Raw genomic sequence first — 10,388 nt, forward strand, 5'->3', positions numbered from 1 at the left:
AGATGTGTATAAACGACGGCCCCCGGGAGGGGGTGGCGGGCCTGCGGGGTGCTTCGGGTCAGTGCTCGGCGGTGCGGCGGGTGCCCGAGTAGTACTCGAACAGCAGCCCGCAGGTGGCGAACACGACCGCCACCAGGCCCAGCCCCAGCAGCCAGAACTGCCAGAACACCAGGCCGAGACCGGCGATCGCGGCGGCCAGCGCCAGACCGAACGGCCAGTAGCTGCCCGGGCTGAAGAAGCCGACCTCACCGGCGCCGTCGGCGATCTCGCCGTCCGGCCGGTCCTCGGGACGCAGGTCGATACGGCGGGAGACGAACCAGAAGAAGCCGCCGCACATCGCGCAGAGCAGGAAGGACAGCAGCAGCGCCACAGTGCCGATCCACTCGATGCGACCGTCGCTGTCGGCGTACGTCCAGGCGCCGTAGAGGATCGTCGCGCCGAGGAGGAACGTGGCGATGGTCAGGAAGATCTTCCACTCGGTCTTCATGCCGGACCCCTCAGCTTCCCGCGCCGGCCGTCGCGTCGGACGGGTTGAAGTTGTTCACGTCGCGCCGGGTGTCGAACGGCTTGGTCTCGGTGGCGTACTCCGGCTCGCCGATCGCGCCGAGCGCCTCCTGGGTCGACTTGCCGGCCTTCTTGGCCGCCAGGAACTGGTCGTACTTCTCCGGCGAGACGACCCGCAGCTCGAAGTTCATGAAGGCGTGGTAGCTGCCGCACAGCTCGGCGCAGCGGCCGACGAACGCGCCCTCCTGGTCGATGCTGGAGACCTCGAACGTGTTGCGCACGTTGCCCGGCATGACGTCCCGCTTGAACAGCAGCTCCGGCACCCAGAACGAGTGGATGACGTCGCGGCTGGTCTCCTCGAAGCGGATCGAGCGGCCGCTGGGCAGCACGAGCACCGGGATGACCTCGCTGGTGCCGAGCACGGAGGCGACGGTGTTGGCGTCGCGGCCCTGGCCGTCGCGGTAGTTGAACTGCCAGTTCCACTTGAACGCCACGACCTCGACGGTGACGTCCGGGTTCTTCGACTCCTTCACCACGTCGGTCTGCACGACCGCCGTGTAGTAGAAGAGCACGGAGACCACGAGGATCGGCGCGATGGTGTAGAGGAACTCCATCGGCAGGTTGTAGCGGGTCTGCACCGGCAGCTCGTTGCCGCGCTTGCGGTAGCGGACCACGCACCAGAAGATCAGGCCCCACACGAACACACCGACGGCGAGCGCCGCGATGCAGGACGCGATCCACAGGTCGTACATGCGGTGCGACTCGGGCGTGATGCCGCCCTGCGGCCAGCCGAACCCACCGAACGCCTTGCCGACGTCACAGCCGGTGAGCGAGACCAGCAGCGCCGCCGCGCCGAGACCGAGCCCGGCGATTCGACCAGCACCACGCCGCCGGCGTCCACCGGCCCCCGGGGAAGCGCTGTGCCGTACGGCCGAGCGCCGTACCTCCGAACTCCTTGCGACCACCTGGTCCTGCCTCCCTAGCGCGCCGCGGCGGTTGTTCTCCTTGACACCGACGGCAAAGGCGTCACCGACGGTCGCAGATTACTCGACCATGACCGGCCAGGCCGTCTTGGGGTCGCTGTCCACCCCCATCGGGGGGATCTTGGGCGTAACCGGGCGATAGCGTGGAGCGTCATGAGCGTCTCCCCGGTCTACCTCGACGCCGCCAGCGCGGCGCCGCTGCATCCGGTCGCGCGGCAGGCGATGCTGGCCGCCCTGGACGACGGCTGGGCCGACCCGGCCCGGCTGTACGCGCCGGCCCGCCGGGCCCGCCAGCTCCTCGACGCCGCGCGGGAGGCCGCCGCGCAGACGCTCGGCGTCCGCGCCGACGAGCTGTCCTTCACCCCCAGCGGTACGACGGCAGCGCACGCCGCCGTGCTCGGTGGCCTGGCCGGGCGGCGGCGGGCCGGGGCGACGCTGGTGCACTCGGCGATCGAGCACTCGGCGGTGCTGCACGCCGCGCAGCGACACACCGCAGGTGGCGGCGCGGCGGTGTCCGTACCCGTGGACCGGCTGGGCCGGCTGGACCTGGACGCCTGGGCGGCGGCGGTGGCCGCGCCCGGCGTGGCCCTCGCGGCGCTGATCGGGGCCAGTCACGAGGTGGGCACGGTGCAGCCGGTGCCCGCGGCGGCGGAGCTGTGCGCCGAGGCGGGCGTGCCGCTGTACGTGGACGCGGCGCAGCTGGCCGGCCGGGCGCCGCTGCCGTCGGGCTGGTCGGTGCTGACCGCCAGCGCGCACAAGTGGGGCGGGCCGCCCGGCGTCGGGCTGCTCGTGGTGCGCAAGGGCACCCGCTGGGAGTCGCCGTACCCGGCCGACGAGCGGGAGTCGGGGCGTAGCCCCGGGGTGGTGAACCTGCCGGCGGTGGTCGCGGCGGCGGCGAGCCTGCGCGCGGCGGCGGCCGACGCGGCGGCGGAGGCGGCCCGGCTGGGTCCGCTGGTGGACCGGATCCGGGCGTGGGTGGCGGCCGAGGTGCCGGACGTGGAGGTGGTCGGCGACCCGGTGGACCGGTTGCCGCACCTGGTGACGTTCTCCTGCCTGTACGTCGACGGCGAGGCGCTGCTGCACGCGCTGGACCGGCGCGGGTTCGCGGTGTCCTCCGGCTCGTCGTGCACGTCGTCGACGTTGCGTCCGTCACACGTGCTGGAGGCGATGGGGGTGCTGTCGCACGGCAACGTGCGGGTGTCGCTGCACCGGGAGACCACCGAGGCGGACGTGGAGCGGTTCCTGGCCGAGCTGCCCGGGATCGTGGCGGACCTGCGGGCCGAGGCGGGGGTGACGGACCTGTGAGCGAGCCGGACGAGGTGCTGGACTGCCGGGGGCAGCGCTGCCCGCTACCAGTGATCAATCTCGCCCGGCTGGTGCCCGGCCTGCCGGCCGGTGCGGTGGTGCGGGTGCTGGCCGACGACCCGGCCGCGGCGGTGGACATCCCGGCCTGGTGCCGGATGCGTGGCCACGAGTTCCTGGCCGAGCGCCCGGGGCCCGCCTACGACGTCCGGGTGAGCGGCTAGCGCAGGTAGGCGAGGATGCCGGGCAGCGGGTCGGCCGCCACGGCGGTGTCGACCACCAGGCGCGGGCCGATCAGCGGCTCGTACTCGGCCCGGCGGCGCAGCGTCTGCTCCCAGGTGCCGTGCTCCTCGGGCGGGCGGGCCTCGACCCGGCGGCGGTGCTCCGCCTCGTCGCCGCAGTGCACCTCGATCACCCGCAGCGGCACGCCGGCCCGTTCGGCCACGTCGTGCCAGAGGCCCCGGGCGCTGGCGACCGGGTTCACCGCGTCGACGACCACGCTGAGCCCGAGGCCGAGCTGCACCTCGGCCAGCCCGGCGACCGCGCCGTAGGCGGCCATGCCGGGTACGTCGCCGGTGAGGCCGTAGCGGTGCAGGGCCCGCTCGACCGGGTCGACCGGCAGGACCGGGGCGCGCAGGGCGGTGCCGACGCGGGCGGCGAGCGTGGTCTTGCCCACGCCCGGCAGCCCGGCGAACGCGACGAGCACCGGACCGCCGGAGCCGGGGCGGACCTCCGGGTCCACCCCGCCGGCCGGGGCGGTCACAGCAGGTGCGGCCGGACGTCCTCGGCGGCCGCGTCACCGTACGACTCGGCGAGTCGCTTCACGAACAGGTCGCGGCGGACCTCGTACTCCTGGCCGCCGAAGTTCTCCAGCACGAGCGTGGCCAGCAGGCAGCCGACCTGGGCCGCCCGCTCCAGGCCGACGCCCCAGTCGAGCGCGGCGAAGAAACCGGCCCGGAAGCCGTCGCCGACGCCGGTCGGGTCGACCGCCTGGATCTCCCGCGCGATCGGCACCCGGATCGTGCCGATCTCCCGGCCGACGATCTCCACGCCCTGCTTGCCCAGCGTGGTGACCCGCACCTTGACCCGGTCGAGCAGCTGCTCGTCGGTGAGGCCGGCCTTGCTCTGCAGCAGCGACTTCTCGTACTCGTTGGTCATCAGGTAGTCGGCGCCGTCGACCAGACCGAGCACGTCCTCGCCGTCCATCCGGGCGAGCTGCTGCGACGGGTCGGCGACGAAGGAGTAGCCGCGGTCCCGGCACTCCCCGGAGTGCCTGATCATCGCGGCCGGGTCGTTGGCGCTGACCAGCACCAGGTCCAGCCCGCCGAGGCGCTGCGCCACCGGGGCCAGCTCGATGTTGCGGGCCTCGCTCATCGCCCCGGCGTAGAACGAGGCGATCTGGCACATGTCGGTGTCGGTGGTGCAGACGAAGCGTGCCGTGTGGGCGACCTCGCTGACGTGCACCGAGTCGCAGTCGACGCCGTGGCGCTCCAGCCAGGAGCGGTAGTCGGCGAAGTCGGCGCCGACCGCGCCGAGCAGCACCGGGCGCAGCCCGAGCTGGGCCATGCCGAAGGCGATGTTCGCCGCGGTGCCGCCGCGCCGGAGCACCAGTTCGTCGACGAGGAAGGACAGCGAGACCTTGTCGAGCTGGTCGGCGATGAGCTGGTCCGCGAAGCGGCCGGGGAAACTCATCAGGTGGTCGGTCGCGATCGAGCCGGTCACGGCGATCTTCATGTCAACCCTCGGGGTCGGGAGCACGGCGCGGTCAGCCTACCGGCCCCCGGACCGGCCGGACCGCGGTCGGTCGCCAACCGGTCGATCGGCGCACATCCGGGCGTCACACCCCGGGGGTACGACGAAGCGGCGGGCCGCCCCACTCGGGGCGACCCGCCGCTTCCGGTCGGTCCGTCGACTCAGCTGAAGGAGTCGCCGCAGGCGCAGGAGCTGCCCGCGTTGGGGTTGTCGATGGTGAAGCCCTGGGCGTCGATCCGGTCGGCGAAGTCGATGGTGGCGCCGGCCAGGTAGGGGGCGCTCATCCGGTCGACGACGACCTCGACACCGTCGTAGTCGGTGACGACGTCACCGTCGAGCGAGCGCTCGTCGAAGAACAGCTGGTACCGCAGGCCGGAGCAGCCACCCGGCTGCACGGCGACCCGGAGCCGCAGGTCGTCGCGGCCCTCCTGCTCGATCAGGGCCTTGACCTTCTGCGCCGCGACGTCGGTGAGGACGACGGTGCTGGGGGCCTTGGCCTCGGTCGACTCGGTCTGCGCTGGCGTGGTCACGTGGAAGTCTCCCTGCGCGGTATGAGGTCCGGACGTCCTGGCCAACGCCGCACGTCCGCCAGTGATTCCCGGTGTGGTCCGTCTTTCGATCGTACGCCGCCTCCGGCGTCACCACCCGGCGGCGTGACCAGCGGAACCGGTCAGCGGCTCCACTGCCGCGCCAGGCGGGCGCCGAGCGCGCGCAGCCCCTCGGCCGGACGGGTCATCGCCGCGTCCACTCCCCCGTGCTCCTCGCCGCCGAAGTGCTCGACCAGGCTGTGCGCCTCGGTGACACCGGCCGCCGCCGCCTCCCGCCGCCCGGTGCTCACCCGTCCCGCCAGCACCACGCAGGGCACGCCCCGGTCCCGGGCCGCCCCGGCCACGCCGGCGACCACCTTGCCGCGCAGCGACTGGTGGTCGAACGAGCCCTCACCGGTAATCACCAGGTCGGCCGCGTCGAGCGCGGCGTCCAGCCTCACCGCGCGGGTGACCAGCCCGATGCCGGACTCGCACCGGCCGCCGAGCGCCAGCACCGCCGCGCCGAGCCCACCCGCGGCGCCGCCGCCGGGCAGCGCGCCCAGCCCGGACGGGCAGCCGGGCAGCAGCTCCGTCAGCACCTCCGCCCAACGGGTCAGCGCGGCGTCCAGCAGCAGCACGTCGGCCCGGTCGGCGCCCTTCTGCGGGCCGAAGACGCTGCTCGCGCCGTGCAGCCCGAGCAGCGGGTTGTCCACGTCGGTGGCGGCGACGAGCGTCGCGCCGCGCAGCCGGGGCTCCCCGTCGAGCGCGGCCACCCCGGCGAGCGCCGCGCCGCCGTACGGCAGGGCCCGGCCGGCGCCGTCCAGCGGCGTGACGCCCAGCGGGACGAGCATCCCGGCGCCGCCGTCGTTGGTGGCCGAGCCGCCCAGCCCCACCACCACCGTGCGCGCGCCCGCCTCGACCGCGGCGGCCACGAGCAGCCCCAGCCCGTACGAGGTGGTCGCCTTCGGGTCGCGTTCGGCAGCGGTGAGCAGGTGCAGCCCGCACGCCTGCGCGCTCTCCAGGTACGCGGTGCCGTCGTCGGTGAGCAGGATCTCACCGGCGGCCGGGCGGCCCAGCGGGTCGACCGTGGACACCGGCACCCGGCGCCCGCCCAGCGCCCCGGCGAGCACGTCGACGAATCCCGGCCCGCCGTCGGCGAGGGGCCGGACCAGCAGGTCGTCGCCGGGGGCGACGTCACGCCAGCCGTCGGCCACCGCGGCGGCCACCTCGGGGGCCGGCAGCGTGCCGGCGAACTTGTCCGGACAGAGCAGCACGCGCATGCGCAGCAGTGTGGCAGGCCACATCGGGGACGGCTGCGCCGTGGTCGCGCTGTGGGACCATGGGGGCGTGACTTCGACCTGGGTTGAGCCGTCCAACACCGCCACGGCGCTGCTGCTCCTCGGCCGCGGCAGCGACCCCGCCACCGAGCGTGGCGTGGAGTGTCCGGGTGATCTCCCCGCGCCGAGCGACCCCGACCTGGTGGCCCGCGCCGCCGCCGCGAAGGCCGCGCTCGGCACGAAGGTGTTCGTCCTGGGCCACCACTACCAGCGCGACGAGGTGATCCAGTTCGCCGACGTGACGGGCGACTCGTTCAAGCTGGCCCGGGAGGCGGCGGCCCGCCCGGACGCGGAGTACATCGTCTTCTGCGGCGTGCACTTCATGGCCGAGAGCGCGGACATCCTCACCTCGGACGCGCAGAAGGTGATCCTGCCCGACCTCGCCGCCGGCTGCTCGATGGCCGACATGGCGGTGCTGTCGCAGGTCGAGGCCGCGTGGGACACGCTCACCGACCTGGGCATCGCGGCCGAGACCGTGCCGGTGACGTACATGAACTCCTCGGCCGACATCAAGGGCTTCGTCGGCCGCAACGGCGGTGTGGTCTGCACCTCGTCGAACGCCAAGCGGGCCCTGGACTGGGCCTTCGAGCAGGGCCGCAAGGTGCTGTTCCTGCCCGACCAGCACCTCGGCCGCAACACCGCGGTGCTGGAGATGGGCTTCTCGCTCGACGACTGCGTGCTCTACGACCCGCACAAGCCGAGCGGCGGGCTGACCCCGGAGCAGCTGCGCGACGCGAAGATGATCCTGTGGCGGGGGCACTGCTCGGTGCACGGCCGCTTCACGCTCGACAGCGTCGACGACGTACGCGAGCGGGTGCCGGGCGTGAACGTGCTGGTGCACCCGGAGTGCCGCCACGAGGTGGTGAACGCCGCCGACCTGGTCGGCTCGACCGAGTTCATCATCAAGACGATCGAGGCGGCCCCGGCCGGCTCGGCGTGGGCGGTGGGCACCGAGCTGAACCTGGTACGCCGGCTCGCGCTGGCCCACCCGGACAAGCAGATCATGTTCCTCGACCGGGCGGTCTGCTACTGCTCCACGATGAACCGGATCGACCTGCCGCACCTGGTCTGGGCGCTTGAGGAGCTGGTCGCCGGGCGTGTGGTCAACCAGATCACCGTCGACCCGGACACCGCCCGACACGCCCGGTCCGCGCTGGACCAGATGCTCGCCCTTCCGGGAGCCTGATCACCGTCGGTGACCCTGCTGGCACGGAAACGCACCGGACACCCCGGTTCGTGCCCTCGCTGGCGATGTGACCGATTCCATTCCCGTCACGGAGGGCTATGCTGCCGGGGCGACGACACACGCGGCCCGTTTTCCCATGACCGCGTTCCGGGTAGCGATGAACTTCGTGCACCCATCACTAGACACGGCAGCACCCAACGCGCTGGAGGTTGCGTTGACCGACGACGTCCTGGTCGTACACGGAGGCACTCCGCTTGAAGGGCGGATCCGCGTGCGCGGCGCGAAGAACCTGGTGTCCAAGGCGATGGTGGCCGCCCTGCTGGGCGACACACCCAGCCGGCTGTTCGACGTGCCGCGTATCCGTGACGTCGAGGTGGTCCGCGGTCTGCTCGGCCTGCACGGCGTCAAGGTCAGCGACGGCGACGAGGAGGGCGAGCTCGTCTTCGACCCCACCAACGTCGAAAGCGCCAGCACCGACCAGATCAACGTGCACGCCGGGTCCAGCCGGATCCCGATCCTGTTCTGCGGCCCGCTGCTGCACCGGCTCGGCCACGCCTTCATCCCCGACCTGGGCGGCTGCCACATCGGCCCGCGCCCGATCGACTTCCACCTCCAGGCGCTGCGCGAGTTCGGCGCCACGGTCGAGAAGACCCCGGAAGGGCTGCACCTGTCCGCGCCCAACGGGCTGCACGGCACGAAGTTCGCGCTGCCGTACCCGAGCGTGGGCGCCACCGAGCAGGTGCTGCTCACCGCGGTGATGGCCGAGGGCGTCACCGAGCTGCGCAACGCGGCGGTCGAGCCGGAGATCATCGACCTCATCTGCGTGCTGCAGAAGATGGGCGCGATCATCAAGGTGCACACCGACCGGGTGATCGAGATCCAGGGCGTCAAGAAGCTGCACGGCTACACGCACCGGCCGATCCCGGACCGGATCGAGGCGGCCAGCTGGGCGGCGGCGGCGCTGGCGACCCGTGGTCACGTCGAGGTGCTGGGCGCCCAGCAGGCCGACATGATGACCTTCCTGAACATCTTCCGGTCGGTCGGCGGCGAGTACGAGGTCACCGACCTGCGCCCGCCGCGCGGCGGCAGCCCGGGCCAGGAGGGCGGCATCCGGTTCTGGCACCCGGGCGGCGAGCTGAACGCGGTGGCGCTGGAGACCGACGTGCACCCCGGTTTCATGACCGACTGGCAGCAGCCGCTGGTGGTCGCGCTCACCCAGGCCCGGGGCCTGTCGATCGTCCATGAGACGGTCTACGAGCAGCGGCTCGGCTACACCGAGGCGCTGAACACGATGGGCGCCAACATCCAGGTCTACCGGGACTGCCTCGGCGGCACCCCGTGCCGCTTCGGCCGGCGCAACTTCAAGCACTCGGCGGTGATCGCCGGGCCGAGCAAGCTGCACGCGGCCGACCTGGTCATCCCGGACCTGCGGGCCGGGTTCAGCCACCTGATCGCGGCGCTCGCCGCCGAGGGCACCTCCCGGGTGTACGGCGTGGACCTGATCAACCGTGGCTACGAGGACTTCGAGGCCAAGCTGGCCGACCTCGGCGCGCACGTCGAGCGTCCCTGACCGTCCCGCTCACTCGTCCGGCCGCGCCCGGTGCACCCGTGATGTGCACCGGGCGCGGCCGGTTGGCTACCCTTGCCGCGTGCCGTCGCTGTTTCGCCGCAAGTCCGCCGACCTCGTCGAGGAGTCCGTCACCACTGTGACGACCGACGAGGAGTCCGCCGCCGCCCGCCCCCGGGGCTACACGCCCAGCAAGAAGGAACTCGGGCAGCTCACGCCGAAGCGCCCGGTCGCCGGCCGCCGGCCGACCGCGCCGGCCAAGCCGCTGACCAAGGAGGAGGCCCGCGCGCAGCGCCGCGCCGCCCGCGCCGAGGCCGCCGCCGAGTTCCGCCGCGAGGGCGGCCCGCGTGACCGGGGCCCGGAGCGGCTGCTGGCCCGCAACGTGGTCGACTCCCGGCGGACGATCGGCACCTGGTTCTTCGGCGGCGCGCTGATCGTGCTGTTCGGCTCCAACCAGGCCATGCCGCCGATCGTGCGGCTGCTGTCGAACGTGCTGTGGGGCGCGCTGGCGCTCGGCGTGCTGATCGACTCGGTGCTGATCTCCCGGAAGATCAAGCGGCTGGTCCGCGAGCGTTTCCCGAAGAGCACCGAGAAGCTCGGCTCGCTCTACTTCTACGCGATCATGCGGTCGATCACGTTCCGCCGGATGCGCGCGCCCGCGCCCCGGGTGAACATCGGCGACAAGGTCTGACCGGGGCGACCCGGACCGATCGGCCCCTCCCGCCCCGGCAGTGAGGGGCCGATGTCTTGCCGGGAGCGGCCCGGGCCGCCCGCGCGACGCCCCTGCGGGCCGCGCCGATGCCGCGCTCAGGCCACGCCGAGCAGGCGCAGCACCGCGGTTGTGGCCGCGGCCGCGACCACGACCAGCACGAATGGCGCCCGGCGCCAGGCCAGCAGCAGGCCGACGAGCACACCGGCGGGCCGGGCGTATCCGGCGAAGCCCCCGGCCTCGGTGAGCGCCGCGGTGGCGGCGAGCGCGGCCAGCAACGTGGCGGCGCCGACCGGCAGCAGGTGACGGGCCCACTCGGGCAGGTCGAGCCGGTCCCGCAGCAGCACCCCGGCGACGCGGAAGCCGTAGGTGCCGGCGGCCAGCGCGAGGATCACGGCGATCAGCACGAGACCTCCCCGGCCCGCACACTCCGACCATCAGCCGCCACGTCCGGCACGGCGCCCGGACCGCCGCCCGGACCGCCGCCCGGTGCGGCGTCCGGGCCGGACGGCACTCCGGAT

General features: G+C 73.3%; 12 protein-coding genes. 5 read left to right on the plus strand and 7 right to left on the minus strand.

What is annotated here, in order from left to right; all coding sequences use genetic code 11:
* Positions 1-58: 58 nt before the first annotated feature.
* Both EAD96_RS25685 and coxB read right to left on the minus strand, forming a co-directional pair.
* A complete protein-coding gene (locus EAD96_RS25685; RefSeq protein WP_120568755.1) occupies positions 59-487 on the minus strand; it encodes a cytochrome c oxidase subunit 4 in 429 nt (142 codons plus the stop codon).
* 10 nt (positions 488-497) lie between these two features.
* Positions 498-1,469 carry a cytochrome c oxidase subunit II gene (coxB, locus tag EAD96_RS25690; protein ID WP_121686071.1) on the minus strand — a complete coding sequence of 324 codons (972 nt, stop codon included), beginning with the start codon at positions 1,467-1,469 and terminating at the stop codon, positions 498-500.
* A 171-nt stretch (positions 1,470-1,640) separates the two neighbouring features.
* Here coxB and EAD96_RS25695 point away from each other — a divergent pair, with 171 nt between their 5' ends.
* Entirely contained in the window at positions 1,641-2,792 is a 1,152-nt protein-coding gene (locus EAD96_RS25695; RefSeq protein WP_121686072.1) for a cysteine desulfurase family protein, read from the plus strand.
* Positions 2,789-3,013 (plus strand): sulfurtransferase TusA family protein, encoded by a 225-nt coding sequence (locus tag EAD96_RS25700; protein WP_121686073.1) that lies wholly within the window; start codon positions 2,789-2,791, stop codon positions 3,011-3,013. The genes EAD96_RS25695 and EAD96_RS25700 overlap by 4 nt, the downstream gene beginning before the upstream one ends.
* On the opposite strand, the gene EAD96_RS25705 is transcribed toward EAD96_RS25700, so the two are convergent.
* The 4 genes from EAD96_RS25705 to EAD96_RS25720 form a co-directional block, all read right to left on the minus strand.
* Positions 3,010-3,552: an ATP-binding protein gene (locus tag EAD96_RS25705; protein WP_121686074.1), complete on the minus strand. Its 543-nt coding sequence runs from the start codon at positions 3,550-3,552 to the stop codon at positions 3,010-3,012. The two genes, EAD96_RS25700 and EAD96_RS25705, sit on opposite strands and share 4 nt — an antisense overlap.
* The gene (locus EAD96_RS25710; RefSeq protein ID WP_121686075.1) at positions 3,549-4,523 is read right to left on the minus strand and encodes a carbohydrate kinase family protein; all 975 of its coding nucleotides are present in this window, start codon (positions 4,521-4,523) and stop codon (positions 3,549-3,551) included. Before EAD96_RS25710 ends, EAD96_RS25705 begins: the two co-directional genes overlap by 4 nt.
* Positions 4,524-4,702: 179 nt before the next feature.
* A complete protein-coding gene (gene erpA / locus EAD96_RS25715) occupies positions 4,703-5,071 on the minus strand; it encodes an iron-sulfur cluster insertion protein ErpA (protein ID WP_120568749.1) in 369 nt (122 codons plus the stop codon).
* Positions 5,072-5,211: 140 nt separating this feature from the next.
* Entirely contained in the window at positions 5,212-6,372 is a 1,161-nt protein-coding gene (locus EAD96_RS25720) for a glycerate kinase (RefSeq protein WP_199733301.1), read from the minus strand.
* A gap of 43 nt (positions 6,373-6,415) precedes the next feature.
* Between EAD96_RS25720 and nadA the strand changes: the two genes are divergently transcribed.
* From nadA to EAD96_RS25735, 3 genes are all read left to right on the plus strand, one after another.
* Complete coding sequence (gene nadA, locus EAD96_RS25725) at positions 6,416-7,591, plus strand: quinolinate synthase NadA (RefSeq protein WP_199733302.1); 1,176 nt, start codon at positions 6,416-6,418, stop codon at positions 7,589-7,591.
* A gap of 214 nt (positions 7,592-7,805) precedes the next feature.
* Positions 7,806-9,161, plus strand: a complete 1,356-nt coding sequence (murA, locus tag EAD96_RS25730; RefSeq protein ID WP_120568748.1) for a UDP-N-acetylglucosamine 1-carboxyvinyltransferase — start codon at positions 7,806-7,808, stop codon at positions 9,159-9,161.
* 79 nt (positions 9,162-9,240) lie between these two features.
* The gene (locus EAD96_RS25735) at positions 9,241-9,849 is read left to right on the plus strand and encodes a DUF3043 domain-containing protein (protein WP_120568747.1); all 609 of its coding nucleotides are present in this window, start codon (positions 9,241-9,243) and stop codon (positions 9,847-9,849) included.
* A 116-nt stretch (positions 9,850-9,965) separates the two neighbouring features.
* Here the strand turns inward: EAD96_RS25735 and EAD96_RS25740 are convergent, their stop codons facing one another.
* Complete coding sequence (locus EAD96_RS25740) at positions 9,966-10,274, minus strand: AzlD domain-containing protein (RefSeq protein WP_091421090.1); 309 nt, start codon at positions 10,272-10,274, stop codon at positions 9,966-9,968.
* Positions 10,275-10,388: the final 114 nt, after the last annotated feature.

The sequence above is a fragment of the Micromonospora sp. BL1 genome, from assembly GCF_003667485.1.
Lineage (GTDB): Bacteria > Actinomycetota > Actinomycetes > Mycobacteriales > Micromonosporaceae > Micromonospora > Micromonospora tulbaghiae.

Excerpts from the sequence above, each read along its gene's own strand:
- EAD96_RS25685 (WP_120568755.1), bottom strand. The coding sequence starts at position 487 with ATGAAGACCGAGTGGAAGATCTTCCTGACCATCGCCACGTTCCTCCTC.
- EAD96_RS25695 (WP_121686072.1), top strand. The coding sequence starts at position 1,641 with ATGAGCGTCTCCCCGGTCTACCTCGACGCCGCCAGCGCGGCGCCGCTG.
- EAD96_RS25710 (WP_121686075.1), bottom strand. The coding sequence starts at position 4,523 with ATGAAGATCGCCGTGACCGGCTCGATCGCGACCGACCACCTGATGAGT.
- EAD96_RS25720 (WP_199733301.1), bottom strand. The coding sequence starts at position 6,372 with ATGTGGCCTGCCACACTGCTGCGCATGCGCGTGCTGCTCTGTCCGGAC.